The following is a 25,592-nucleotide window of genomic DNA, read 5'->3' on the forward strand; positions in this document are numbered from 1 at the left end:
AGGCCCCCATGCCAGAGCTCAACAGCAGCCGCGAAAGCAACCCGCAGGAAGCGACCACAAGTAACGCAGAGACAGCGCCCAAAGTTGAGTTGCTGCCACGCCCGGCAGCCGTTAGCGAAAAGCCTATGGATCCCGCGCCAATGGCCGACATCAACGCGCCAGAGCTCTATATTCACCGCGAGCTGTCACAGCTGCAGTTCAATATCCGCGTACTTGAGCAGGCACTGGACGAGTCCTACCCGCTATTGGAGCGACTCAAGTTCCTGCTGATTTTCTCCAGCAACCTGGATGAGTTCTTTGAAATTCGCGTTGCTGGCCTGAAAAAACAGATCACCTTCGCTCGCGAGCAAACCGGCCCGGATGGTCTGCAGCCGCAGCAGGTTTTGAGCAAAATAAGTGAGATTGCACACCAGCACATCAGTCGTCAGTACAGCATTCTCAATGACATCCTACTGCCCGCACTGAGCGAAAAAGGTATCCGCTTTGTTCGCCGCCACCAATGGACTCACAAGCAGACATTATGGATTCGCCGCTTCTTCCGCCAGCAGGTGGCGCCGGTTATCAGCCCCATAGGGTTGGACCCGACGCATCCCTTTCCGCTGCTGGTCAACAAGAGCCTGAACTTCATCGTGCAACTCGAAGGCATCGACGCCTTTGGTCGCGACTCGGGCCTGGCGATCATCCCTGCGCCGCGCTCGCTGCCACGACTGATTCGCCTGCCAGAAGAGCTATGCGATGGCGGCGATAACTTTGTATTCCTGTCGTCGATGATTCACGCACATGCCGACGACCTGTTCCCCGGCATGAAAGTTCTGGGCTGCTATCAGTTCCGCCTGACGCGCAACGCCGACCTGATCGTTGACCCTGATGAAGTCGACGACCTGGCACGCGCACTGCGCGGCGAGTTGCTCTCACGCCGCTACGGTGACGCTGTTCGCCTTGAGGTAGCGGATAACTGCCCAAAACCACTGACCGACTTTCTGCTGCGCCAGTTTGGTTTGAGCGAAGCCGAATTGTATGAGGTCAACGGCCCGGTTAACCTGACCCGGCTATTCTCCATTACCGGACTGGAAAATCATCCCGAGCTGCAATTCCCTACCTTTAGCCCGGGAATTCCCAAGCTGCTGTCGAGTGCCGACAATCTGTTCCAGGCCATCAGCAAGCAGGACATTCTGCTGCAGCATCCCTACGAGTCCTTCAGCCCGGTGGTCGACCTGCTACGCCAGGCGGCACAAGACCCTAATGTGCTGGCGATCAAGCAGACGCTGTATCGCACCGGCGCCAACTCCGAGATCGTCAACGCCCTGGTTGAGGCCGCGCGGAACGGCAAGGAAGTGACGGTGGTAATCGAGCTGCGGGCACGCTTTGACGAAGAGTCGAACCTGCAGCTGGCCAGCCGCTTGCAGCAGGCCGGGGCTGTGGTGATCTACGGTGTGGTCGGCTTCAAGACGCACGCCAAGATGATGCTGATCCTGCGCCGCGAAGAGAAAAGCCTGAAGCGCTACGTACATATGGGTACCGGCAACTATCACGCTGGCAATGCGCGCCTGTACACCGACTACAGCATTCTGACTTCGGACCTGGCGCTCACTGAAGATGTGCACAAGCTATTCAACCAGCTGATCGGTATGGGTAAGACCCAGCGTATGAAGAAGCTGCTGCAAGCGCCCTTCACACTGAAAAAACGCCTGCTCGAACTGATCAACCGCGAGACCCTGAATGCCCTGGCTGGCAAGCCTGCGCATATCATTGCCAAAGCCAACTCACTGACCGATGCCAAGATCATCAAGGCGTTGTACAAAGCCTCGCAATCGGGCGTCAAGATTGACCTGATCATTCGCGGCATGTGCTGCTTGCGGCCCGGTATACCCGGCGTCTCACACAACATCACCGTGCGCTCGATTATCGGCCGCTTCCTTGAACACAGTAGGGTGTATTACTTCCTCAACGACGGCCAGGATCAGGTGTGGATGTCCAGCGCCGACATGATGGAGCGTAACCTCGACAAGCGCGTAGAGACTTGCTTCCCGCTGGAAGGCAAGAAGCTGATCACCCGCGCCAAGCAGGAGCTACAGGTGTTTCTGACTGACAACACGCGTAGCTGGATACTGCAGAGTGATGGTTCCTACGTGCTTAGCTCGCCCAGCGGCAACCAGATTGCCCGCAGCGCGCAGAACGCACTGCTGGAAAAACTGGCCAACTCACCTCAGCGTACCGTCAACCTGTAACTGGCCTTGGCCCAATACAGGGCTTCCTGGTCGAAGTCAGCCTGCGTCAGCGGGTTGGCTTCGAGCCAGCCCTCGGGGAAGTGCAGAATCAAGTAGTCCTGCCCCGCCTCGACGGCCAGCTCAGGCATGTCCTGATTACCACGAATGTGGTGATAGAGAATGGCCAGCCGCAGAATCATGCATAACCGCAGCAAGGTCCCGGCGTCATCGCCAAACTCACTGAGACGCTCGGCATTGGGCAGGTTGCGTCGATGACCGCGCACCAGTAGCGCCAGTGCCTGCTGATCCTGCCGGGAGAAACCGGGCAGATCGGAATGTTCAATAAGGTAAGCACCGTGCTTATGGAACTGGTGATGCGCAATATCCAGCCCCACTTCGTGCACCCGCGCGGCCCAGATCAGCAAATCAGCCTGCTTGCTGACCGACAGGTGCCACTGCTCGTCCACCTTGTGCATTAAACGCTGCGCCTTGGCCTCAACCCTGGCTGCCTGCTCCATGTCGACGTGGTAACGCTCCATCAATGCACTGAGCGTCCGCTCGCGAACGTCCTCGTGCTGCTGACGACCCAGCAAGTCATAGAGCACGCCTTCACGCAAGGCCCCCTCTGAGTGCGCCATGCTTTCAATACCCAAGGCATCAAACATCGCTTCCAAAATAGCCAGTCCCGCCGGCAAGATAGGCTGACGGTCAGCCTTCAGGCCCTGAATATCCAGTTTTTCAACATGCGTTGCCTTCAGCACCTTGCGCTTGAGCCATTGCAGCCCCTCACGGGTCACCTCGCCCTGACCTTTACCGGCGGCTTGAATGCATTGACCAATAGTGCGAATCGTACCCGAGGCACCCACTGCCTCGGTCCAGCCGAGCCGATGGATGGCTTTCTCAATATTCATCAACTCCAGCCGCGCTGCGGTATACGCCTGACTGTAGCGCGCGGCAGTAATCTTGCCGTCAGCAAAAAAGTGCCGACTGAAAGATACACAACCGACATTGAGACTTTCACGCAGCAGCGACTCAAAACGTTCACCGACAATAAACTCAGTGCTTCCGCCGCCAATATCCGCAACCAGGCGACGACCGGAGTCGTCGGCCAATGTATGCGATACCCCGAGATAAATCAGACGGGCCTCCTCCCGACCAGAAACCACCTCTGCGCGATGGCCAAGAATCTGCTGCACCTGCCGAATGAACTGACCACGATTACGCGCTTCACGTAGCGCGTTAGTGCCGACAATACGGACCGCGCCCGATGGCAGCCCGTTGATCAACTGTGCAAAACGACGGAGACAGTCAAGACCCCGCTGCATAGCCTCTTCGCTGAGCATGCGGTTCTCATCCAGTCCCGCCGCCAACTGCACCTTCTCACCCAGGCGCTCCAGAATGCGTATCTCGCCCTGATCAACCCGAGCCAACACCATGTGAAAGCTGTTGGAGCCCAGGTCAATCGCCGCTATCAACGAGAAATCGTTCTGATGTGAATCAGCCATGCAGTTGTCCCTTAAGTCGGTTGTGTCCCGATTCTACCACCCGCGAGGTGACAGTTGTCTGCTGCGCAAGCTTCACGGAGCATAGAATCCATCAGCTTCCGCTTCGCGCTTGGGTGGTGCTATGATGGGCCAATTATGTATTTTAAAACCCTTGGAGAAACGCATGAGCGATTTGATAGTGCATGTCACAGACGGCAGCTTCGAAGAAGAAGTGCTCAAGTCTGACACCCCCGTCCTGGTTGATTACTGGGCAGAATGGTGTGGCCCCTGCAAGATGATTGCCCCGGTTCTGGACGAGATTTCCAAGGACTACAACGGCAAGCTGAAAATCTGCAAGCTGAACATCGACGAGAATACCGACACACCGCCTAAGTATGGCGTACGGGGCATCCCGACGCTAATGCTGTTCAAGGACGGCAATGTCGAAGCGACCAAGGTCGGCGCTCTGTCCAAATCTCAGTTGGCAGCCTTCCTCGACAGCAATATCTGATGTCTCAGCCCCAGCCCAAAAAAGCTGGGGCGCATTTTTCTGCTAAAACCTAGACTCCGCGGCAAAGCGGTGCTAGATTTGCTTTCCAACTTCCGGTCGCCCCCTGCGACAGTGGCTCATTTTTTCTACAGCCAACTCATCGCCCCATTCCAAATGGCGGCCGAAAACCAACCCTATCCTGCCGACAAAACTATTGCTCACCGACCCTATGAACCTGACTGAACTCAAACAAAAACCCATTACCGAACTGCTCGAAATCGCTAACCAGATGGCCCTGGAAAACATGGGTCGCTCGCGAAAACAGGATGTGATCTTTGGCATTCTGAAAAAACACGCGAAAAGTGGCGAAGATATCCATGGCGATGGTGTCCTGGAAATCCTGCAAGACGGTTTTGGCTTTCTGCGCTCAGCTGACTCTTCTTACCTGGCTGGCCCTGATGACATCTACGTCTCGCCCAGCCAGATCCGTCGCTTCAACCTGCGCACAGGCGACACCATCGCCGGCAAGATCCGCCCGCCCAAAGACGGCGAGCGCTATTTTGCGCTACTGAAGGTCGATTCGATCAACTTCGATCGCCCGGAAAACACCAAGAACAAGATTCTGTTCGAAAACCTTACCCCGCTTTTCCCTGATGAGCGCCTGGTCATGGAAGCCGGTAACGGTGCCACTGAAGACCTCATGGCCCGCATCATCGACTTGTGTGCGCCGATCGGCAAAGGCCAGCGCGGCCTGCTGGTGGCACCGCCCAAAGCAGGTAAGACGCTGATGTTGCAAAACATCGCCTCGAACATCGCACGCAACAATCCCGAGTGCCACCTGATCGTATTGCTGATCGACGAGCGCCCGGAAGAAGTAACCGAGATGCAGCGCACTGTGCGCGGCGAAGTGGTTGCCTCTACCTTTGATGAGCCACCAAGTCGCCACGTACAAGTAGCCGAAATGGTGATCGAAAAGGCCAAACGCCTGGTTGAGCACAAGAAAGATGTCATCATCCTGCTCGACTCCATTACCCGTCTGGCTCGTGCCTACAACACCGTAATCCCCAGCTCCGGCAAGGTGCTTACCGGTGGTGTCGACGCCCACGCCCTAGAGAAGCCAAAGCGTTTCTTTGGCGCTGCGCGCAACATCGAAGAAGGCGGCAGCCTGACCATTATCGCCACCGCACTGGTCGATACTGGCTCGAAGATGGACGAAGTCATCTACGAGGAATTCAAAGGTACCGGCAACATGGAGATCCATTTGGATCGCAAGATTGCCGAGCGACGCACCTTCCCTGCGATCAACATCAACCGCTCCGGCACTCGCCGTGAAGAGCTGCTCACTAGCGAAGATGAGCTGCAACGCATGTGGATTCTGCGCAAGATTCTGCACTCCATGGATGAAGTTGCCGCGATTGAATTCCTCTTGGACCGTCTGAAAGACACCAAGACCAACGACGAATTCTTCCAATCGATGAAGCGCAGCAAGAACTAACCCTCAGCTGTAAGCTACAAGCCTCAAGCGGACCGCACAGGCTTGTAGCGCTTTGCCTTGTTTCTGCCGCCGTTCTGTTGGCGAAATGGCAGCAGGTCAAACTTCCAAGCGGCAAGCTGGCCTCAAACAGCTTGCCGCTTGCCGCTTGAGGCTTGAAGCTCAGATGCAATACTCCGATTTACGTGATTTCATCAAGGGCCTGGAACAGCGCGGCGAACTCAAGCGCATTCAGACTCCAGTCTCTCCAATCCTGGAAATGACTGAAATTTGCGACCGCACGCTGCGCAAGGGCGGCCCCGCATTACTATTTGAAAACCCCACAGGTTATGACATGCCGGTACTCGGCAACTTGTTCGGTACGCCTGAGCGTGTCGCCATGGGCATGGGTGCAGAGAGCGTCAGTGAACTGCGTGAAATCGGTAAGCTGCTGGCTTTTCTGAAAGAACCCGATCCGCCAAAGGGATTGAAAGACGCCTGGTCCAAACTGCCGATCTTCAAAAAGATCATCAACATGGCCCCCAAGGTAGTGCGCGACGCGCCGTGCCAGGCGACCGTGTTCGAGGGTGACGACGTCGACCTTGGCCGGATCCCGGTGCAGACCTGCTGGCCAGGCGACGCTGGACCGCTGATTACCTGGGGACTGGTGATCACCAAGGGGCCCCACAAGGAACGCCAGAACCTGGGCATCTATCGCCAGCAGGTGATAGGGCGCAACAAGGTCATCATGCGCTGGCTAAGCCACCGTGGCGGCGCGCTCGACTTCAAGGAGTGGCAGGAGAAGCACCCTGGCGAACCCTTCCCGATTGCAGTGGCCCTGGGCGCCGATCCGGCAACCATACTCGGCGCCGTTACCCCGGTGCCAGACAGCCTGTCGGAATACGCCTTTGCTGGCCTGCTACGCGGACAGCGTACCGAACTGGTCAAATGCCGCGGCAGTGATCTTCAGGTACCCGCCAGTGCAGAAATCGTACTCGAAGGGGTCATACACCCCGGCGAGATGGCCGATGAAGGCCCTTTTGGCGATCACACCGGCTACTACAACGAGGTTGATCGCTTTCCGGTATTTACCATTGAACGCATAACGCAGCGCGAAAAGCCGATCTATCACAGTACCTATACTGGCCGGCCGCCGGATGAACCTGCGGTACTCGGCGTTGCACTGAACGAGGTTTTCGTACCGCTGCTGCAGAAGCAGTTCAGCGAGATCACCGACTTCTACCTGCCGCCCGAAGGTTGCTCTTACCGCATGGCGGTGGTGTCGATAAAAAAACAGTACCCGGGCCACGCCAAGCGGGTGATGCTGGGCGTCTGGAGCTTCCTGCGCCAGTTCATGTACACCAAATTTGTGATCGTAGTTGACGACGATATTAACATTCGCGACTGGAACGATATTATCTGGGCCATCACCACACGCATGGATCCCAAGCGTGACACCGTGATGATCGACAATACGCCAATCGACTATCTCGATTTTGCCTCCCCCACTTCCGGTCTTGGCAGCAAGATGGGGCTGGACGCCACCAACAAGTGGCCAGGCGAAACGAGTCGCGAATGGGGCACCGCGATTCACCAGGATGAGAACGTAAAACAACGCATCGATGCTCTATGGACAGAGCTGGGCATCGATTGATGAGACCTTGTTGAGAACTTAATGATAGTCACGCTACAACCTTCAGGCTTGACCCTGGACATCCAACCCGGCGAGCGCATTCTGGATGCCGCACGGCGGCTGGGTTTTGACGCCCCGCAGAGCTGCCGCAACGGCAACTGCCATGTTTGCGGTGCGACCCTGTTAAGCGGCAGCGTTATGCTTGCCGATGGCAGCCATACCGATAGCGGCGACATCTATACCTGCGTGGCAGAGCCCACAAGCGACTGTGAGCTGCAATGGGAGGGGATACTTGCCCCAGGCGAGCTACCAGTGCGAGAGCTCGCCTGCCAGGTCAGCGAGTGCGTCAACATTGGCGCCGATGTCTGGCGCGTGCGCCTGCGCCTGCCCGCAGGCAAGCCATTGCGCTATCACGCCGGTCAGTATCTTTTGCTGGAGCGCGACGGCGCAGAACCTGCGGCGTTTTCCATCGCGTCAGCACCTCAAGAGGAGCGCACTCTTGAGCTACACATACTGAATCGTGACCCAGTCACTCACGCCGTGATTGAGTACCTGCAAAAACACCGTATTGCTCGCGTTCAAGCGCCCTTCGGAGATGCATGCGCTCGCGTATTGCCGGACCAGCCGCTAGTACTAATTGCTGCGGGTACTGGTTTGGCTCAGATGCAAAGCCTGATCGAGTCCTGCCTGAACCAAGGCTTCAAACAGCCAATCCATCTTTACTGGGGCGTACGGCATAGTGCCGATTTCTATCAAGCGCCGCATTGGTCACAGTGGCAAGCACAGCCCAACGTGCATCTGCATCAGGTTGTCAGTGACCAGGCTGATTGGACAGGAAGAGAAGGGCTACTGCATCAGGCAATCTGCGAAGACATCGCCGACTTGGCGGGTTACCGTTTTTTTGTCAGCGGCTCCCCAGCGATGGTGTATGCCACCCTGGATGCCCTGGTAGACGCAGGCATGCCAGCGACGCAAATGCACGCTGACGCCTTTGCGTACGCGCCGCGTTGAAGCATAGGATGACAGTTAGCGGGTCCGCACATACACTGGCATGAAAGATGGTTAGGCTAAACCTGTCAGCCAAGAGGAATCATGCGCCAACTCCTGACCCTGTGCGCTCTCAACCTATGGCTGACGACATTACCCGCTTCAGCGATAGAGTTGAACACCCTCGAGTGGCCACCCTATACCGGCGCCGGCCGGCCTGGACAGGGAGTCAATATCGAGCTCATCAGGCAGGCACTGATGAGCCAAGGACAGCCCCTAAAGGTCAATTTCATGCCTTGGAACAGGGCTATAAAGTCAGCACAGACGCTTTCCGCGCAGACTGGCTACTTCCCGGTATACCGCTCACAAGGTGCAAGCTGCAATTACTCGGAAAGCCTCGGCACCAGCCTATTGGTCATGGCTCAGCGCCAGGACAGTGTGCTTAGCTGGAATAGCATTGACGATCTTGCCGATTATAAAATTGGCGTTGTCAGCGGTTACAACAACTCTCCCGAGTTTGACCAAAAAGTGTCTGAAGGAAAACTACAGGTTGAAAAGGCGGCGAGCGATCGACTCAACCTGCTAAAACTACTGTACCGGCGCATCGACTTCGCCGTGATCGATAGCGAGGTCATGGCGTACTGGCTGGAAAATGACCCCGAACTACGTCAAAGCCCGACAGCACTAACATATCACCCCATGCCGTTGGCTGAACTCACACTGCATGTTTGCTTCGTCTCTGGCCCCGAGGCAAACCATGCGCGTGAAGTGCTGAATCGCGGACTAAAGACACTCCAAGCGCACAACCCGCAGAGTCAGACCGAAGACGGGAGCGGCAGCGCCGGCAAGTGATCCTCGAGTATCTCAAAACCGTCCCGGATAGTGCGTTGAGCTCCGGCACTATCGCCCATGCGATCCAGTAAACGCGCTAACTCGGCGCAAGTCTGGATATCGCGCTTACTGGCAAAGCTGGCTTCCAGATAATCCCTTGCCTTACCCCACAAGCTGTTTCGCTGAGCCAGACGTCCCGCGGCCAAAAGCAAGGTCGCGTTATTCGGATGACTCTGCAACCATTGTTCTGCTGTAGCCAGCTGACGCGCAGCGTCGCGACCTTGCAGCAAACCATACAAATTCATCAGCCGGTCGTTGTAACTGCTCTGCAAAGCTTTTCGCAGCGCTTCCTCAGCCAATACATCGCTACCCTTGGCGCGCAACTGAAGACAGTACGCTTCCACTACCAGGGGATCGTCGTGCATACGCTTGGGCATCTGCTCCCACGCAGCGATAACCAGGCTGGCCGGGTTCACATCGGCAGGTGCGGCGCGCTGGCCCGCCTGCTGCAGCAGAGCGCTGTGAACTTGATACTCCAACGCATCCTGATCGGCCGCCTTAAGCACCTGCTGCTTACGTAACTCTGGCAACAACTCAAGCAGACGCTCCCAATCCTCCAGACGCAAATACACCTGACTCATCAGTTTGAGCGCATAAAGGTGTTTGGGATGATCCTTGCGCAACCGAGTAAGGGTCGCCAGCGCCTGTTCAAGCTGGCCTCGAGCGATCTGCAACTGCGCCTGGGTTATAGCAATGGCAACATCAGCCTTGGGGGTCGTTTCGTAGGCCTCGCGCAATAGGCTGTCGCACTCACTATAGTCCTCCATCTCCTGCGCAGCTCTGGCAGCAACCAGGTAATTGATCAACGGCAATTCAGCATGCGGTGCGGATTTTTTCAACAGCCGCAGCGCTGACTTCCAGTGCCCTTCCGCAAACTCCAGTAACCCGCGAGTCGCCACCACGTTGGCTCGCTGCTGAAGGTTGCGCTGCGACCAGGGGTTGATGCGGCGTCCCGAGGCATTAATCACGCGGATCACCGCCCGCACCAGCAAGATCAGTAGGCAAAGCGCCAGCAGAAAGCCAAAACCAACCCAAATACTGGTTTCAATCGAGACATTACGCCAGGCAATCAACAAATACCCAGGATCTTCCGCGATCGCCATGCCCAATAAAGCCGCCACCAGCAGAACAGCGAGAACCGCTATATAGCTTTTACTCATCGCCGGCCTCCGACTGTTTAGCCGCAGAGGCAGAACGTCGATTCTGAATATAAGTAGCCAAGCTTTGCTGCAGCGGCGCCAACTCAGGCGGATTCAAGCTCACCGCCTGCTCATGCAGCTCCTGCAATTGCTTCTGCATGCCCTGAACCTGCGAATTTTTCAGCTCGAAATACTGCGACAACATCTTTTCAGCCTGTGTCAGGCTAGCTTGATACACCTCAGTCTCGCCGCGCAGGGCCGCCCATTGAGCTTGCTCCATGGTCAACTGCAAGGTGCGCTGGACGCGCTGCATCTCAGCTTCGTCCAGCAGAGGCGTAATCACCTTGCCGCGCTGGAAATCAACCCTGACATAGCGCTCCAGGCGCATCAGCACGCGATCCCAACGATCGCGGCGCTGCAGGCGATCAGCGTATTCTTCTTCAGTTGAAACTTCATCCGGATCAAACTCGGGGACCGGTAACAGCACCAAGCGCTCAACCTGGTCACGCAGCGCGGCAAGACGCAGAAAGACACCAGGACGATCCAGCTCCGGTAGACCTTCAAGCTGTGCCTGGTATTGCGCCAACTGTTGACGAACGCCGTAGAGCCCACTGTCCGGCATCGACTTGAGGATGCCATCTACCGTACCCAGCAGCTCGCGCGCCGCGTTTACATCCTGCACCGCCAGCAAGCGCAGCGAAGCCAGGCGCAACAGATATTGAGCTTCAGCCAGCTTCCAGTCTTCTCGACCATCACCCTGCAATATATCCAGTCGCTCGCCGATGGCTTGCTGACTGCGCTGCATTTCTGCTACCAGCCGCTGCATGGACTGCCAGTCATCGCCCTGTGGCACGCCTTCCAGGCGGCCATTCATTTGCTGCAAGCGCTGCTCACCGCCCGCCTGCACTTGCTCGAGCAAGACTTGCATCTGCACTTGCTGTGCCTGGCGCTGCTGCCACTGCCACAGACTAAAGCCAAGAGCTACAAGAGCAACCAACAGTGCCAACCAGCCTAGCCCCCGCCCATTACCGGGAGATTTGGCCCTGGGCGGCACGCCAGGCTTGGCTGGCTTACGAACGGCATCCGGCTTGGCCGCGGACGCAGACGTCTTCGACTCTGCCTTGTCATTCGAGGCCGCTGGTGCAGATGATGGTTCTGCAGCGCTCGACGCTGTGCCGTTATCCGTTTTGTTATTCGATTCTGTTGGTTCCACGCCTTTCCCCTTTAGTCCTTCAGCGGGTGTGCCCGCACAGCCTCGACGATGGCTGCATCATCTGCACCCTTGCAGATTACTACATCGTGACACCCAAGGTCAGTGGCCTGTGCCGCAACCCTGGCACTCGGCACCCAGCAGCGCCAATTGCGCTGGCGCTCCCAGTCGGCGCCCGCCGCCTCGTGCCAATACAGTAACGACTGGCTACTGAGCACCACTATTCCACCAACGCCCCGCGCAGCCATGAGCGACAGCCCGCTAGACAAACCTTCTGCGACGCGCCGCTCATAGAGTTCAAGATAGTCGACCTTACCGCCTGCAGCGCGAACCTGATCGGCGAGATGCTCGCGACCACCCAGGCCACGCCATATCAAGACCTTAAGGTCCGCACGAGAAAAATGCGCCTGCCATAGCGGCAACCGCAGCAATGCTTCGCTGTCCTGACCATCACCTGGCAACTGCACCGGCAAACCAAACTGCTGCAGCGGCTTGGCACTGCCGGGGCCCACCGCCAGCCAGTCGATACCGACCGGCGTCTGCGGCCAATACTGATCCAGTCGCTGCAGACCCAGGATCGCCGCCAGCCGACTGACGACGATAACCACCTGATAGCGGTCAAGCTCGAGCATCAACCGACGCTGTTCGCCCGTCTCAGTGAGGGGCGCAAGCTCCAGTAGTGGCAGGCTTTCACTGCTAACACCCTGCTGCTGGAGCTGTTCGGCCAGCCGCTGATTATCCTCCTGCTGACGAGTGAGCAACACGGACTTACTCACCGCGGCGGCTCACCTTCATAGACGGCGTCGAGGATGGCTTGCGCGCCTTGGCCAAGCAAATCCTCGGCGACCGAAATACCCAATGCTTCAGGATCGGACTCGGCTCCAACCGCTTCAGCCCGGAGCAGGCGGGTTCCATCCGGATCGCCAACCAGCCCACGCAGCCATATTTCCCCATTGGCACGTTCGGCATAGCAGGCGATGGGTACCTGACACCCGCCGTTAAGGCGAGTATTCAACGCTCGTTCCGCGCGCACACGCAACGCGCTGTCTTCATCGTTCATCTGCGCCAGCAGCGCATGCAACTGCGTATCGCTGGTGCGACACTCAATGCCGACTGCGCCCTGGCCACCGGCCGGCAAACTTTCTTCCGGCGGCATGGCATAACGTATGCGGGAATCAAAACCCAAGCGCATCAAACCGGCCGCGGCCAGAATGATCGCGTCGTACTCGCCAGCATCCAGCTTGGCCAGACGCGTATTCACGTTGCCGCGCAAGAAACGCACTGTCAGATCTGGGCGACGCGCCATCAGCTGCGCTTGCCGCCGCAAACTGGAAGTCCCGACGACACTGCCTGCCGGCATCGCATCAACCTTGTCGTGATGATTCGACACAAAGGCATCGCGCGGATCTTCACGCTCGCAAATCGCATAAAGCCCAAGGCCTTCGGGAAATTGCATGGGCACATCCTTCATGGAGTGCACGGCAAGATCGGCTTCGTCATTGATGATCGCCGTTTCCAGCTCCTTGACGAACAGGCCCTTACCGCCAATTTTGGCTAACGGCGAGTCAAGTAGCTGATCGCCACGGCTGACCATGGGCACCAGGCTAACCTGCACGGAAGGATCGAGTTGTTCGAGGCGCGCTTTGACGTATTCGGCCTGCCACAGGGCCAAAGCGCTCTTGCGGGTGGCAATTCGCAGATGTCGAGTCATGGGATTCTCATTAAAAACCAACCTGCATGATACGCCATGACCTTCCGGGCATCCATGCGGGTCGCTGACGCATCACTTTTGCAGATGATCCATCAAACGGCGCACCCCCGGCACGTGGCGGCGACTGACCGTCAGAGTCTCGCCCTCAAGATCCCTCAGGCGTAATTCGGAATGGCCCATGGCCGTGCGCTGAAGGCATTCGATGCGCCGGCGCGCCACCAGTGCGTTGCGATGAATACGGACAAACTCGTCGCCAAACTCTTCTTCCAGCGACTTTAGCGGCTCGTCAAGCAGGACCTCGCCGCCGAGATGGCGCAAGGTGACGTACTTGTGGTCGGCAATAAAATAGAGCACATCCTCAATCGGGATGAGTTCAATACCCTTACGTGTACGTGCGCTGATGTGACTACGCGCCTGCCCGGTTTCACCTTGGTCACTGGCTTTGCCAAGGCTCGCCAGTTGCATGCGATTAGGCCGCTGTGCCTTGGCCAGCGCGCTGGCCAGATCTTCGCTACGCACCGGTTTCAGCAGATAGCCCACCGCGCTGACCGCGAATGCATCCAGTGCGTATTCACCATGCGCGGTACAAAAGACCACGGCGGGCGCGTCACTGCTTTCACAGAGCTTTGCGGCCGCTTGCAAGCCATCCAGGCCAGGCATGCGAATGTCCAGCAGCAGGATATCCGGCCGCAACTCTGCTACCAAGCGCAGAGTCTCGTGACCATTACTGGCCATATCTGGCAGGACCTGATAGCCAGGCAGCGCGCTAACCAGCCGGGCCAGGCGCTCGCGCGCCAAGGGTTCATCGTCAGCGATCAGTACTTTCATGCCTCAATGACTTCTCTGCTGTAGTGAAGACGTTTGCCTACAAGGATAGACCAGCCTGCTGAAGAAGCATGAGCCCTCACGCCAAAGCTCGACCTTAGCCTCTTCACCGAACAGCGTCTGCAAGCGTGCACGGATATTCTCCATCGCCATCCGCGCACCCTGATGATTGCCCGTTTCTTCAGGACAGGTGTTACGCACCATAAGTTCAACCTGCTGATCGGCGTACTCGGCAGTGATAACAATTTCGCCGCCATCAAGTCGCGGTTGCAGCCCATGCAGAATGGCGTTCTCCAGCAGGGGCTGCAACGTCAACAATGGCATGGGTGTGGCATCCGGCAAGGACGCCACGTGCCAGATAACGCGCATACGGTCGCCCAGACGGTACTGTTCTATACGTAAATAGCCTTCGCATAAGCGTCGCTCCTCAGCCCAGGTCGCCAGACTGTCGGCACTACCCAGATTGGCACGAAAAAGATCGGAAAGATCCAGCACCGACTGCTCCGCCTTGTCCGGGTCGCTGGCAATAAGGCTGACTATGCTGTTGAGGCTGTTGAACAGAAAGTGCGGACGGATTCGCGATTGCAGCGCCTGCAGGCGAGAACGCAACTCGGCCTGACTTTGGCGCTGCCACTGCTGCTGCAAATAAAAATAACGCAGCAGTAGACTGGTCATGATCAGCGCGATCACGCCGTGGCGGAGCAATTGCTCGGTTTGCCAGTGAAAGGGGCCTGACATACCACGATAGACAATCCAGTCACCTATTACCGTAAAGCCGAGCGTCAATCCCACGACCACGGCAAAGCAAGCCGCAATCGCCAACCCCAGCGGTCGGCGCTGCATCCAGCTGCGCAGGCGACAAAGCAACGCCGCCGAGAGCAATACCACCCATTGTACGAACAAAGAGGCCATTGCCAGCCCCAGCCAGTTGAAGCCATCTACTGCCGGCTGCGCCAAAACCCAGACCAGCACCACCAGTTGCGCCAACACCACCAGGGTAAAAACGGCAACAGACGAGCACAGGTCGGGGAGGAAAAAATCTTCCCCGGCATAAGGTTGCTTGAGCAAGGACCAGAATCCGTTCTTCATTACCCAAGTGTCTGCCAGCCGGACGCCATCGCGCAAGCGTGAAATGATATGCTATGGGCTTTTACTTGCCGCGGAAAAACCGACATATGAGCCAAGACCAGACAACAAATCAATCCTGGGGTGGCCGGTTCAGCGAACCGGTTGATGCCTTCGTCGCCCGCTTTACCGCCTCGGTGGATTTCGACAAGCGCCTTTACAAGCACGACATCCAGGGTTCCATCGCCCACGCCACCATGCTGGCTCAAGTCGGCGTACTCAGCGATGCCGAGCGCGACACCATTATCGAAGGCCTGCGCGCGATCCAGACTGACATTGAAAACGGCCAGTTCGACTGGCGTGTCGAGCTGGAAGATGTGCACATGAACATCGAAGCCCAGCTGACCGACCGTATCGGCATCACCGGCAAGAAGCTGCATACCGGACGCTCACGCAACGACCAGGTAGCAACCGACATTCGCCTTTGGCTGCGCGAAGAAATCGACATCATCCTGGTTGAGCTCGCGCGACTGCAAACCGGCCTGCTCGACCAGGCTGAGCGCCACAATGCGATCATTATGCCCGGCTTTACTCACCTGCAAACCGCACAGCCAGTGACCTTCGGCCATCATCTGCTGGCCTGGTTCGAGATGCTCAGCCGTGACCGTGAGCGTCTTCTGGACTGCCGCAAGCGCGTCAACCGCATGCCTCTGGGTAGCGCGGCACTCGCCGGTACCACCTATCCGATTGACCGCAATATCACCTGCGAGCTACTCGGTTTTGACGCCGTTTCCGGCAACTCGCTGGACGGGGTATCCGACCGCGACTTTGCCATCGAATTCTGCGCTGCTGCTGCTCTAGCAATGATGCACTTGTCACGCTTCTCTGAAGAGCTGGTGCTCTGGACCAGCGCACAATTCAATTTTATAGAACTGCCCGACCGCTTCTGCACCGGCTCCTCGATCATGCCGCAGAAGAAAAATCCGGACGTCCCTGAGTTGGTGCGCGGCAAGTCCGGGCGTGTTTACGGTCACCTGATGGGCCTGCTGACCCTGATGAAAAGCCAGCCACTGGCCTACAACAAGGACAACCAGGAAGACAAAGAGCCGCTGTTTGATGCGGTCGATACCCTGCGTGACAGCTTGCGCGCCTTCGCCGACATGATCCCGGCCATCCAGCCACGCGTAGAGGTTATGCGTGAAGCAGCACTGCGCGGCTTCTCAACCGCGACCGACCTTGCCGACTATCTGGTGCGTAAAGGCCTGCCATTCCGGGACTGCCACGAGATCGTAGGTCACGCGGTCAAGTACGGTGTAGACCACAAGAAAGACTTGGCAGAAATGAGCTTGGCAGAGCTACGCCAGTTCAGCGACCAGATTGAACAGGACGTATTTGAGGTATTGACGCTGGAGGGGTCGGTAAACGCGCGCGACCATATCGGCGGAACAGCACCGGCTCAGGTGCTCGCTGCGGTAACGCGTGGCCGCGAGCAGCTAAACCGCTGACTAAAGTGCGCCGCGCCAAGCGGCGCCACTTGTTACTGCGCACAAAAAAGCCCGCCGGACATACGTTCGGCGGGCTTTTTAATGGCTAACAACTAGCCCTCGTCTGTCTGCTCGACCGACAACACATAGTCACCTGTTTTGCCGTTTTCATAAGACTTGGCCGTCAAACGGTAGCTGCCAGCGTCCAGATAACGACCGATACGCGAGTTGGTACCACCGGCACCATCGTCATCCTCAAGATCCATACCTTGACCTTCCATGTGCAGCACGGCATCAAAGTCGGATGAGACCAGATCAACTTGGTAAAAACCCGGCTCGCTGATGACCAGCGTGACCTGGCTACCTTGGTCACCGCGCAAACGTCCGGCTACCGCTTCTCCAGGGCGAACGCGGTCACTTCGACTGCTGACCGCCCGCACAGAGCTGGTCAGCGTAAACAAGCCTGCGGCGCCGTTCACGGTAGACGCGGAGATACGATAATTACCGGGCTGAACCAACGCGGTAATTTGGGCATCATAATTATCGCCGCTATCGTCATCCTCAGCATTAACACTCGGGCCTTGCAGCTTCAGGTAGCTATCCACATCACTGGAACTCATATTGACACGGAGCAGAGCGCGTTCGGTGATGTTTATCCGGTAATGCTTCTCACCGCTATCGGCCAAACCGTTAATGGTCTGACCTACACTAATTTCACCACCGTTGGTTAGCTCCACCCCCTCAGGTAATGCCTTGCGACCAACCTGCAAATCGTAAGTACCTTCCGGTGGCTGATCTAGAGCGGTGGCGGTAACTGTGTAAGTAATACCTGGCTGCAATTGTGTTACCAGCTGTGAGTCGGTTGACTGGGCAGTATCGTCATTTTCCAACTCCAGGCCACCACCGCTGAGCTTGAGGACAGTATCAAGCTCACTTGATCCCAGGTTGATCTCATACAGCCCCGCCTCGCCAACAGTGAGCTGGTAGTCGTTGGCGTTTTGATTACGAGACAACAGACCGAATACAGATTCATCAACCTGCAGATCGCCGCCATTTTGTGCGGTAATCGTATCCAGCTCTAGCGTAAATGGACCATAACCATTATCCGAGCCACCACTAACACCCAGTCGATACTTGCCCGTTGTTTCCGGAGCCAGGTGCAGAGACCCTTGGCTTGGACCTCCTACAAGTTGACCTCTGTCATCGACCAGCGTCAGGACGGCATTTTCCAACGCGCCAGTCTGACGCACACGAACTAACTCGCCCGCCTTAAGATTTAGGTAAAAGGACTGATAACGCGAGCCATCATTAACGTTGATTGGGCTTGAACTGGTTATTTCGCCCTGCAGGCGAGAAGGTTCAGTGCTGGAGACATTAGTCGCTGCATTCATGCCAGCACAACCCGAAAGGGCAACGGCCAAGCCGAGTGCGAGAGTGGTACGAGAGAACGGAAAGCTAAGAGAAGACCGCATGCAAAATCCTTCTGGAAGTTGAAACATCCTGAGCAAGTGCCAAAAAGACACCCTTGCCGCGCTAGTGAAGAAAGGAAGATTATGCCCCATCTGGCAGTGGTCGCTCCACTACCGGTTCTGGGTATGTGCGCCACTCCCGTTTTCTAGCCTGATATTGGCTGTTGCTGGGTAATACAGTGGATATTGCCACCACCAAGCAATATCTCACGCCCGGGCACAGTCACGACTCGCCGTTCAGGAAACAGTCTCTGCAATATTTCCAGCGCCACCTCATCCTGCGGATCGTCAAAAGCAGGAGCAACGACGCCATCATTGACGATAAGGAAGTTGACGTAGGAGCCGGCCAGCTGAATTGCGGGGTCACGCGGCTGACTGCCGGGTACAACAGCCACACCGGCACACTCTTGCTGCGTCGCAAAGAGGGGGCCCGGGATAGGTATACGATGAACCAGCAACTCCCGCCCCTGAGCATCACGCTCAGTTTCAAGCACCCTGGCAGCAGCCTGGCAACGATCGTAATTGGGGTTGGACTCGTCATCGGTCCAGGCTAGCAACACCTCACCGGGCCTGACGAAGCAGCAAAAGTTGTCGACGTGCCCATCGGTCTCATCATTGTAGAGGCCGGATGGGAGCCAAATAACCTTGCTCACACCCAAGTGATCCGCCAACAAGAGTTCAATCTCTTCACGCTGTAAGTGCGGATTACGGTTGGCGTTAAGCAGGCACTCCTCCGTGGTTAACAGCGTCCCCTCGCCGTCAACGTGAAAAGAGCCACCCTCGAGCACAAAACCCTCGGTGCGATAACGCGGGCAACGCTCAAGCGCCAGAATCTTGTCTGCCACCTGATCATCCAGCGCCCAATCTGCATAAAGCCCGCCGTTGTCACCGCCCCAAGCGTTGAAGGTCCAGTCAACGCCGCGCAGGCCACCCTGACCATTGACCACGAAACTCGGGCCAGTATCGCGCACCCAGGCATCATTGCTGCTCAACTCTATGACCCGAATGCCTGGATGATCGAGCACTGCCGCGGCAGCGGCATACTGCTGCGCACTGGCGCAAACAGTCACGGGTTCGAAGCCGGCAATCGCCTTGGCCACCTCGGCAAAAGCCGTCTGCGCCGGCGCAGCCTGCTCACGCCAGTTATCCGGTCGCTCGGGCCAGATCATCCAGGTCTGGCTATGCGGTGCCCATTCAGCGGGCATGGAGTAACCATCCTGACGAGGTGTGCTATGCAGGGTATACATGGGCGTTCAGGACTCCAGTGAACCGTCTAACGTTTTAATCGGGCCATACAGGTTGGGCCGGCGATCACGGAATACGCCCCAAGCGCTGCGAATGTGTTCCAGTGCATCCAGATCGAACTCCTGCACCAGCACACCGGTGTCGGTTTCATTCAGTTCCTGCACCTTCTCACCAAATTGGTTAGCGATGAACGAGGAACCGTAGAAGGTGATGTCGTAGTCGCCCTGCACCTCCTTGCCAATGCGATTGCTGGCCACCAGCGGCATCAGGTTTGCGCCTGCATGCCCCTGTTGCACACGCTGCCAGTGATCACGCGAACTGATGCCGGGGTCGTGCGGCTCGCTGCCGATTGCGGTCGGATAGAACAGCACCTCGGCTCCCATCAGCGCCATGCTGCGGGCGCATTCCGGGAACCACTGATCCCAGCAGATACCCACGCCAATCTTCGCGTAGCGGGTTTGCCACACCTTGAAACCGGTGTCACCGGGATTGAAGTAGTATTTTTCATGGTAGCCCGGGCCGTCCGGAATATGGCTCTTGCGGTAAACACCCAGGTTACTGCCGTCGGCATCAATAATGGCGATGCTGTTATAGCGCGCACGCCCCGCCAACTCAAAGAAGCTGATTGGTAACACCACGCTCAGTTCCTTCGCCAAGGCCTGGAAGTGAGCGATGGCGGGATTGTTGTCGACGGCTGTCGCCAGCTGTAAATAGTCCGCGTTGGGCTTTTGACAAAAATAGGGGGTTTCAAACAGCTCTTGAATCAGGATGATCTGCGCGCCTTGCGCAGCAGCATCACGCACCAGCTTTTCAGCTTGAGCAATATTGGCCTCACGATCCCAGGAACAGCTCATCTGGGTTGCAGCAACAGTGACGGTACGGGGCATGTCTCACTCCTGATTGAGTAAATAAATCTCACTCTTTATATTCGATAAATATCGGCAAATCAATCAACCAAAAAACAAATATGAATAAAACAACACTTATATATCGATTTTTATCTGCCACAACAGCTACATCAAGGCGAAACGAATAGCCCGGCAGACGAATGCACAAGAACCATCAAGCTTGGCGGCCATTATCGAGCGGATCTTGTCGATAAAAATCGGCCAGATGCTGGTAAACCTCTGGCCAAGTATGGCGCAGCAGCGCCGGGCGCTCAAAAAAGGTCTCGGACAGTACCGCAAAAAACTCCGCAGGCGCCTCCAGCGCGTAGGCGTCGATCGGCAGTGGCTGACCAGCCGCAGCGCGGTGACCCAGATCATCCCAGGCGGCAGTCATATCGCGCTTCCAGGCCGCCGGACTCATGCCGTGGTGTAAAGGCGGAGCTCCATTGGCGCCGTCATGCCGCATGTCCAGAGTATGCGCCAGCTCATGAATAACCACGTTATAGCCATCACGCTGACCGGACAACTGAACATCAGCCAGCGACAGCACCACCGGGCCGCGCAGCCAGGCCTGACCGCTCAGCGCACGTTCGCCCTCATGCACCACGCCCGCTTCATCTCGCCAGCTGTGCTCGGCCCGAAAAGGGCCGTCATAGAGAATCAGCGTATGCCAACGGTCATACCAGTCCAGCCCAAGCTCCAGTACCGGCACCACCGCCATACCGGCGATACGCAAACAGAGCTCATCACTGGCCTCGGCATCCCCCGCCGCGTGCAGATCCTTGCGCAGTAGTAGCCGCAGAGCCAGATCTTGTAGCTTGGCACGCCGCGCGTCGCTTAGACCTTGATAAACTGCCCAGTCGCCCAAAGCCTGCTGCCACAACTCAGGGCTGATATTCATCTCCGCCAACTGGCGATCTTCACGCCATTCGGCAAAACGTTTGAACAAACTCATGACATCTCCTCGCTTGCTGGCGGCAACAGGGCTGGTAGGTACAGGCCCAGATAAGCCGTCATCATGCGCGTCGCTTCCTGACAAATCGCCGGTGTCAACTCGCCGTGCTGCTGGTAATCAACCGCCAGCAGCTTGTCTGCTGCCTGCATCGCCAAGGTGAATATATCAACCTCGGCAGGGAGCACCGGCAGCGAGAAGAACGCTTCAAGACAGTCCTGGAAGCGCCGACCCAACTGACGATCATGCAGCCGATCAGCCTGGCGCACGGCACTGAGTTCATGTGCCCCCAATAACAATTCGCGCGCCGCTGCGTTGCTTTGGTAGTAGCCCTGAAAACGCCGTTCCAACTCCGCGACCAAGACCATCCAGTTCGCGGGCGCAGGCGCTAGCGGCTGCAGCAGAAGCGCATCCAGCTCGACAAATACCTGCTGCGCCAGAGCGACGAGCACATCACCGGTTTGCGGAAAGAAGTGGTACACAGAGGAAGGCGGAATCTCGGCCTGCTCGGCAATAGCATAGATCGACAGGTCAGCAAGGCCCTGCCGATCAAGCAACTCCCGCGCGGCATGGAGTATTCGCTCAATACGCTCCTGACTACTGGCGCGGCGTTTGGGGACAGATCGGCTCATTAAAATCTCGTTCAGCGGCTATCCTGCAGACGATACCACAGCAGCGCCAAGGCTCTGATGGCAGTCTGTAACGGGGCACCCGGCGGCACCGGCCAATGCTTCGCACGCGCCATCAGATCAAAACCAGCAGCGTCGCCCTGCACCGTTTGCGCCATCAACTTTCCAGCCATCCCCGCCAGCGCCACGCCCTGCCCCGAGTACCCTTGCGCAAAAAGCGTACGCCGACCCAGACGACCAAAAACCGGTGCCTTGCTCATCGTCATCGCGACCTGACCACCCCACAAGTACTCAAAATCCTCTTCAGCCAGCGCCGGAAAAACCAGCGCCATGCGCTCACGCATGGTTGCGCGCAACGCGTTCGGCTGAGCATCACGCGCACTGGCGCGACCACCAAATAGCAGCCGGTTATCAGCACTAAGGCGGTAGTAATCAATCAGCGTATTCATATCGCAGACGGCAGCACGGGACGGTATCAACTGCGTGGCCAGCTCGCCCAGGGGCCTGGTTGCACCCACGTAACTACCAATCGGCATAAAGCCTTTGCGATACCAGGGCAGTAATTTGCCAAGATAGGCATTGCCAGCCAGAAGCAGATGCTGCGCATGCACCTGACCAGCAGCAGTGCGAATGGTTACAGTACGGCCATCTTCTTCGTAGCCGAGCACCGCCGAACGTTCGAGTATCTGTGCGCCGGCAGCCTCGGCGGCGCTTGCCAGCCCAAGAGCATATTTCAGCGGGTGCAAGTCACCACCACCCCAGTCCATTACACCGGCCTGATAATCTGCCTTGAGCAGAGACTGCAATGCATCGCGGTCATAAAACGCCAACTGGTCGTAACCTAAGGCTTCCAGTTCATGCTGCCAGCTCTGCAATTCGGGAACGTGCCTCGCCTTGTTTGCGACCAGCAAAATGCCGGCCTTGAGGTCGCAGTCGATATTGTGGCGTTTCACTCGACTACGCAGCAGTTCAACGCCATCGAGGGTGAGCTGCCAGACTTTACGCGCATCGTCCGCGCCAAGCTCGGCGACGACACGGCCGTGATCACAGCCCAGCCCAGGGTTAATCTGCCCCCCATTACGGCCTGAACAACCCCAACCAACCTGTTCAGCCTCCAACACCGTGACCCGCACACCGGCTTCGGCCAACTCCAGTGCGGCAGAGAGCCCAGTAAACCCTGCGCCTACAATACAAACATCGGTAGTGATATCGCCCTGCAAGGCATCACGCTGCGTCACATCGCCAACACTGGCGCGATACCAGGAATCATTCATCGACATGCCATTCCCCAGCCCATAAGAAAATCCCGCCAAGCGGCGGGATTGTCTTTACTAATGTCACCCGCTTTAAGCGACTGCTTAAACCGTGTGCAGATACCACATGTATTCCAGATCGGAGATGGTCTTCTCGAACTCTTCCATCTCACTCTCTTTGCAGAGCACGAACACATCGAGGTATTCCTCACCGATGTACTCTTTCATCACTTCCGACGTTTCCAGCGCGCGCAAGGCATCGCGCAGGTTGGTCGGCAATGAGGCTTCATGCTGATCATAAGCATTACCCTCAGTCATTTCCGGCGGTTCAACCTTATTACTGATGCCGTAATGAATTGCCGAAAGCAATGCTGCCATCAGCAAGTAAGGGTTGGCGTCAGCCCCGGCCAGACGGTGCTCGATGCGCATGGCCTCAGGCTCGCCACCCGGCACCCGAACAGCAACGGTGCGGTTATCGATACCCCAGGTCGGCGCGCATGGCACGAAGAAGCTCGGGCTAAAGCGACGGTAAGAGTTGACGTTGGGACAGAGGAAAGCCATGTACTCAGGCAAGGTCTGCAACAGGCCGCCTACTGCCCAGCGCAGGTTGTCGCTGAGCGTGCCGTCGGGGTTAGGCGAAAAGATATTATGCCCCAACTCATCAAGCAGACTGATATGCACATGCATACCGTTACCGGCCTGATCATAATAAGGCTTGGCCATGAAAGTCGTGTCCATTTCATGGTCGTAAGCTACGTTCTTGATAACCCGTTTAAGCAGCACGTTGTAATCGCACGCGATAACCGGATCATCCACGTGATGCAGATTCACCTCAAACTGCCCCGGTGCCGATTCGGCCACGATGGCGTCAGCGGGGATGCCCTGCTCGTGGGCAGCTTCGATGACGTCCTCAAGAAATTCTGCATACTCGTCAAGGTCATCCATCGAATAGACCTGAACCGAGTTGGGACGCTTGCCAGACATCGGTGAGCGCGGTGGCTGCGGCCGGCCGGTGAGGTTCTCCTGGTCAATCAGGTAGAACTCCAGCTCGAAGGCAGATACGGGGGTCAACTTGAGGTCTTTAAAGCGTTCGACGATGCGTTGCAATACATAGCGGGGATCAGCGAAGAAGGGAGTCTTGCGGTCAAACTCATACATGGTCATTAACAACTGACCCGTTGGCCGCTTCTGCCAGGGCTCTATATTAAGAGTACCCGGAATAGGCAAACAGATCCGGTCGGCGTCACCGATTTCCAGACCCAGTCCTGTTTCTTCTACTGTCGTGCCCTGAATATTCAAGGCAAAAACCGACGCTGGCAGAGCGATGCCTTTCTCAAAGGCCTTCAACAGCGCAGAGCGATCAATTCGCTTACCGCGCACAATGCCATTCATGTCTGCAATAAGCAGGTCTATAAAGTGTATTTCCGGATGCTCGGCTAAAAAGGCCTCAGCTTCCTGGATGCTGACGGGCTCGTTCGCTGTCACAGCATCCGCTCCGGCTTGGGGTTGCATGGGTTGTCACCTATATTTGTAAAATATATCAATCACGAAAGTCGCAAGGACAGAGTTAATCTGAAAGGCTGCATGGAGTCAATAGAGCAAAAGCTGCACATAATAGGTGCACACTGCACCAAATAAGGCCGCAAGAGCCATTTATGAGCTCCATCTCAGCGCGATTCGTTCTTCGATTTTGGCGTTTTGTGTTAAATATTTTTTATTGCTATTGTATGAAAAATCGAACAACAATGATTTCGCGTAAGTTATTCACCACAGACCTTGGACCCCTTCCAGCTATGTCCGTCGAACGCAAACCACTAATTGGCATTACCTGTTGCACCGAGCAAATCGGCCTGCATCCTTTTAACATTGTTGGTGAAAAATACATCCTCGGCGTCGTCGATGGCGCCAATGGCCTGCCGCTGCTGATTCCGGCTTTAGGGAGCGCCCTGGATACCGAGCAACTGCTGGAATTGCTCGATGGCATCATGTTCACCGGCTCGCCCTCCAACGTCGAGCCGCACCACTATAACGGCGCTGCCAGCGCAGAGGGCACCAAACACGACCCCAAGCGCGACGCGACCACACTGCCGTTGATCAAGGCGGCAATAGCACGCGGCGTACCGGTACTCGGGATTTGCCGCGGCTTTCAGGAAATGAACGTCGCCTTCGGTGGCAGCCTGCACCAACGGCTGCATGAGGTCGGTGGCTATATCGAACACCGCGAGCCCAAAGACCAGCCGGTCGACATTCAGTATGGCTTATCCCACGAGGTTCAGGTCGAACCGGGAGGATTGCTCTACGATATAGCAGGCTGTAGCTCAGCGCAGGTCAACTCTCTGCATACGCAGGGTGTAGACAAACTCGCGCCCGAGCTGCAGCCTGAAGCCAGAGCAAGCGATGGGCTGATCGAGGCATTCTCGGTCCGCCAGGCACCCAATTTCGCCCTCGGCGTACAGTGGCATCCCGAATGGCAGGTAAAGAACAACTCCTTTTACCTATCCATTTTCCAGGCGTTTGGTGACGCCTGCAGAGCCCGTGCGTCGCGGCACTCCTGAGGCAA

Annotated in this window: 22 protein-coding genes; 8 read left to right on the forward strand and 14 right to left on the reverse strand. The window is 56.9% G+C overall.

The annotated features are described in order from the left end of the window. The first annotated feature begins 8 nt into the window (after nucleotides 1-8). Nucleotides 9-2,228 (forward strand): polyphosphate kinase 1, encoded by a 2,220-nt coding sequence (gene ppk1, locus EF096_RS09365; protein ID WP_123889363.1) that lies wholly within the window; start codon nucleotides 9-11, stop codon nucleotides 2,226-2,228. Here ppk1 and ppx read toward each other — a convergent pair. After that, nucleotides 2,207-3,712, reverse strand: coding sequence for an exopolyphosphatase (gene ppx / locus EF096_RS09370; RefSeq protein WP_123889364.1), 1,506 nt, complete (start codon nucleotides 3,710-3,712; stop codon nucleotides 2,207-2,209). The two genes, ppk1 and ppx, sit on opposite strands and share 22 nt — an antisense overlap. 163 nt (nucleotides 3,713-3,875) lie before the next feature. Here ppx and trxA point away from each other — a divergent pair, with 163 nt between their 5' ends. From trxA to EF096_RS09395, 5 genes are all read left to right on the forward strand, one after another. Next, nucleotides 3,876-4,202: a thioredoxin TrxA gene (trxA, locus tag EF096_RS09375; RefSeq protein WP_092286297.1), complete on the forward strand. Its 327-nt coding sequence runs from the start codon at nucleotides 3,876-3,878 to the stop codon at nucleotides 4,200-4,202. A 208-nt stretch (nucleotides 4,203-4,410) separates the two neighbouring features. Then, the gene (rho, locus tag EF096_RS09380; protein WP_123889365.1) at nucleotides 4,411-5,676 is read left to right on the forward strand and encodes a transcription termination factor Rho; all 1,266 of its coding nucleotides are present in this window, start codon (nucleotides 4,411-4,413) and stop codon (nucleotides 5,674-5,676) included. Between the two features lie 163 nt (nucleotides 5,677-5,839). Beyond that, a complete protein-coding gene (gene ubiD, locus EF096_RS09385; protein ID WP_123889366.1) occupies nucleotides 5,840-7,306 on the forward strand; it encodes a 4-hydroxy-3-polyprenylbenzoate decarboxylase in 1,467 nt (488 codons plus the stop codon). A 21-nt stretch (nucleotides 7,307-7,327) separates the two neighbouring features. After that, nucleotides 7,328-8,296 (forward strand): CDP-6-deoxy-delta-3,4-glucoseen reductase, encoded by a 969-nt coding sequence (locus EF096_RS09390; protein WP_123889367.1) that lies wholly within the window; start codon nucleotides 7,328-7,330, stop codon nucleotides 8,294-8,296. Nucleotides 8,297-8,377: 81 nt separating this feature from the next. Next, nucleotides 8,378-9,124, forward strand: coding sequence for a substrate-binding periplasmic protein (locus EF096_RS09395; protein ID WP_123889368.1), 747 nt, complete (start codon nucleotides 8,378-8,380; stop codon nucleotides 9,122-9,124). Here the strand turns inward: EF096_RS09395 and EF096_RS09400 are convergent. The 6 genes from EF096_RS09400 to EF096_RS09425 form a co-directional block, all read right to left on the reverse strand. Beyond that, nucleotides 9,088-10,323, reverse strand: a complete 1,236-nt coding sequence (locus tag EF096_RS09400) for a heme biosynthesis HemY N-terminal domain-containing protein (RefSeq protein ID WP_123889369.1) — start codon at nucleotides 10,321-10,323, stop codon at nucleotides 9,088-9,090. The two genes, EF096_RS09395 and EF096_RS09400, sit on opposite strands and share 37 nt — an antisense overlap. Then, complete coding sequence (locus EF096_RS09405) at nucleotides 10,316-11,515, reverse strand: uroporphyrinogen-III C-methyltransferase (protein ID WP_123889370.1); 1,200 nt, start codon at nucleotides 11,513-11,515, stop codon at nucleotides 10,316-10,318. The genes EF096_RS09400 and EF096_RS09405 overlap by 8 nt, the downstream gene beginning before the upstream one ends. 11 nt (nucleotides 11,516-11,526) lie before the next feature. Continuing rightward, nucleotides 11,527-12,288, reverse strand: coding sequence for a uroporphyrinogen-III synthase (locus tag EF096_RS09410; protein ID WP_123889371.1), 762 nt, complete (start codon nucleotides 12,286-12,288; stop codon nucleotides 11,527-11,529). After that, nucleotides 12,285-13,223, reverse strand: a complete 939-nt coding sequence (hemC, locus tag EF096_RS09415) for a hydroxymethylbilane synthase (protein WP_123889372.1) — start codon at nucleotides 13,221-13,223, stop codon at nucleotides 12,285-12,287. Before hemC ends, EF096_RS09410 begins: the two co-directional genes overlap by 4 nt. Nucleotides 13,224-13,295: 72 nt before the next feature. Beyond that, entirely contained in the window at nucleotides 13,296-14,051 is a 756-nt protein-coding gene (locus tag EF096_RS09420; RefSeq protein WP_123889373.1) for a LytR/AlgR family response regulator transcription factor, read from the reverse strand. Nucleotides 14,052-14,054: 3 nt separating this feature from the next. Next, on the reverse strand, nucleotides 14,055-15,137 hold the full coding sequence (locus EF096_RS09425) for a sensor histidine kinase (protein WP_123889374.1): 1,083 nt from the start codon (nucleotides 15,135-15,137) through the stop codon (nucleotides 14,055-14,057). 86 nt (nucleotides 15,138-15,223) lie between these two features. Here EF096_RS09425 and argH point away from each other — a divergent pair, with 86 nt between their 5' ends. Continuing rightward, entirely contained in the window at nucleotides 15,224-16,618 is a 1,395-nt protein-coding gene (gene argH, locus EF096_RS09430) for an argininosuccinate lyase (protein WP_123889375.1), read from the forward strand. A 92-nt stretch (nucleotides 16,619-16,710) separates the two neighbouring features. On the opposite strand, the gene EF096_RS09435 is transcribed toward argH, so the two are convergent. The 7 genes from EF096_RS09435 to EF096_RS09465 form a co-directional block, all read right to left on the reverse strand. After that, nucleotides 16,711-18,069 carry a hypothetical protein gene (locus tag EF096_RS09435; RefSeq protein WP_123889376.1) on the reverse strand — a complete coding sequence of 453 codons (1,359 nt, stop codon included), beginning with the start codon at nucleotides 18,067-18,069 and terminating at the stop codon, nucleotides 16,711-16,713. Nucleotides 18,070-18,212: 143 nt separating this feature from the next. Continuing rightward, nucleotides 18,213-19,313 (reverse strand): agmatine deiminase, encoded by a 1,101-nt coding sequence (gene aguA / locus EF096_RS09440; RefSeq protein WP_123889377.1) that lies wholly within the window; start codon nucleotides 19,311-19,313, stop codon nucleotides 18,213-18,215. Between the two features lie 6 nt (nucleotides 19,314-19,319). Beyond that, nucleotides 19,320-20,198 (reverse strand): N-carbamoylputrescine amidase, encoded by an 879-nt coding sequence (gene aguB, locus EF096_RS09445; protein WP_123889378.1) that lies wholly within the window; start codon nucleotides 20,196-20,198, stop codon nucleotides 19,320-19,322. Nucleotides 20,199-20,373: 175 nt separating this feature from the next. Then, nucleotides 20,374-21,153, reverse strand: a complete 780-nt coding sequence (locus EF096_RS09450) for a M90 family metallopeptidase (protein WP_123889379.1) — start codon at nucleotides 21,151-21,153, stop codon at nucleotides 20,374-20,376. Then, nucleotides 21,150-21,782 (reverse strand): TetR/AcrR family transcriptional regulator, encoded by a 633-nt coding sequence (locus EF096_RS09455; protein ID WP_123889380.1) that lies wholly within the window; start codon nucleotides 21,780-21,782, stop codon nucleotides 21,150-21,152. The genes EF096_RS09450 and EF096_RS09455 overlap by 4 nt, the downstream gene beginning before the upstream one ends. Nucleotides 21,783-21,793: 11 nt before the next feature. After that, nucleotides 21,794-23,059 carry an NAD(P)/FAD-dependent oxidoreductase gene (locus tag EF096_RS09460; protein ID WP_123889381.1) on the reverse strand — a complete coding sequence of 422 codons (1,266 nt, stop codon included), beginning with the start codon at nucleotides 23,057-23,059 and terminating at the stop codon, nucleotides 21,794-21,796. Nucleotides 23,060-23,137: 78 nt separating this feature from the next. Then, nucleotides 23,138-24,544, reverse strand: coding sequence for a glutamine synthetase family protein (locus tag EF096_RS09465; protein WP_123889382.1), 1,407 nt, complete (start codon nucleotides 24,542-24,544; stop codon nucleotides 23,138-23,140). Nucleotides 24,545-24,825: 281 nt separating this feature from the next. On the opposite strand from EF096_RS09465, the gene EF096_RS09470 reads away from it, so the two are divergent. Next, nucleotides 24,826-25,587: a gamma-glutamyl-gamma-aminobutyrate hydrolase family protein gene (locus tag EF096_RS09470; protein WP_123889383.1), complete on the forward strand. Its 762-nt coding sequence runs from the start codon at nucleotides 24,826-24,828 to the stop codon at nucleotides 25,585-25,587. Nucleotides 25,588-25,592: the final 5 nt, after the last annotated feature.

Source organism: Pseudomonas neustonica (assembly GCF_003797945.1).
Classification (GTDB): domain Bacteria; phylum Pseudomonadota; class Gammaproteobacteria; order Pseudomonadales; family Pseudomonadaceae; genus Halopseudomonas; species Halopseudomonas neustonica.

Coding starts and splice junctions, on each gene's coding strand:
- ppk1 (WP_123889363.1), top strand. CDS start 9: ATGCCAGAGCTCAACAGCAGCCGCGAAAGCAACCCGCAGGAAGCGACC.
- ppx (WP_123889364.1), bottom strand. CDS start 3,712: ATGGCTGATTCACATCAGAACGATTTCTCGTTGATAGCGGCGATTGAC.
- trxA (WP_092286297.1), top strand. CDS start 3,876: ATGAGCGATTTGATAGTGCATGTCACAGACGGCAGCTTCGAAGAAGAA.
- rho (WP_123889365.1), top strand. CDS start 4,411: ATGAACCTGACTGAACTCAAACAAAAACCCATTACCGAACTGCTCGAA.
- ubiD (WP_123889366.1), top strand. CDS start 5,840: ATGCAATACTCCGATTTACGTGATTTCATCAAGGGCCTGGAACAGCGC.
- EF096_RS09390 (WP_123889367.1), top strand. CDS start 7,328: ATGATAGTCACGCTACAACCTTCAGGCTTGACCCTGGACATCCAACCC.
- EF096_RS09395 (WP_123889368.1), top strand. CDS start 8,378: ATGCGCCAACTCCTGACCCTGTGCGCTCTCAACCTATGGCTGACGACA.
- EF096_RS09400 (WP_123889369.1), bottom strand. CDS start 10,323: ATGAGTAAAAGCTATATAGCGGTTCTCGCTGTTCTGCTGGTGGCGGCT.
- hemC (WP_123889372.1), bottom strand. CDS start 13,223: ATGACTCGACATCTGCGAATTGCCACCCGCAAGAGCGCTTTGGCCCTG.
- EF096_RS09420 (WP_123889373.1), bottom strand. CDS start 14,051: ATGAAAGTACTGATCGCTGACGATGAACCCTTGGCGCGCGAGCGCCTG.
- EF096_RS09425 (WP_123889374.1), bottom strand. CDS start 15,137: ATGAAGAACGGATTCTGGTCCTTGCTCAAGCAACCTTATGCCGGGGAA.
- argH (WP_123889375.1), top strand. CDS start 15,224: ATGAGCCAAGACCAGACAACAAATCAATCCTGGGGTGGCCGGTTCAGC.
- EF096_RS09435 (WP_123889376.1), bottom strand. CDS start 18,069: ATGCGGTCTTCTCTTAGCTTTCCGTTCTCTCGTACCACTCTCGCACTC.
- aguA (WP_123889377.1), bottom strand. CDS start 19,313: ATGTATACCCTGCATAGCACACCTCGTCAGGATGGTTACTCCATGCCC.
- aguB (WP_123889378.1), bottom strand. CDS start 20,198: ATGCCCCGTACCGTCACTGTTGCTGCAACCCAGATGAGCTGTTCCTGG.
- EF096_RS09450 (WP_123889379.1), bottom strand. CDS start 21,153: ATGAGTTTGTTCAAACGTTTTGCCGAATGGCGTGAAGATCGCCAGTTG.
- EF096_RS09455 (WP_123889380.1), bottom strand. CDS start 21,782: ATGAGCCGATCTGTCCCCAAACGCCGCGCCAGTAGTCAGGAGCGTATT.
- EF096_RS09460 (WP_123889381.1), bottom strand. CDS start 23,059: ATGTCGATGAATGATTCCTGGTATCGCGCCAGTGTTGGCGATGTGACG.
- EF096_RS09465 (WP_123889382.1), bottom strand. CDS start 24,544: ATGCAACCCCAAGCCGGAGCGGATGCTGTGACAGCGAACGAGCCCGTC.
- EF096_RS09470 (WP_123889383.1), top strand. CDS start 24,826: ATGTCCGTCGAACGCAAACCACTAATTGGCATTACCTGTTGCACCGAG.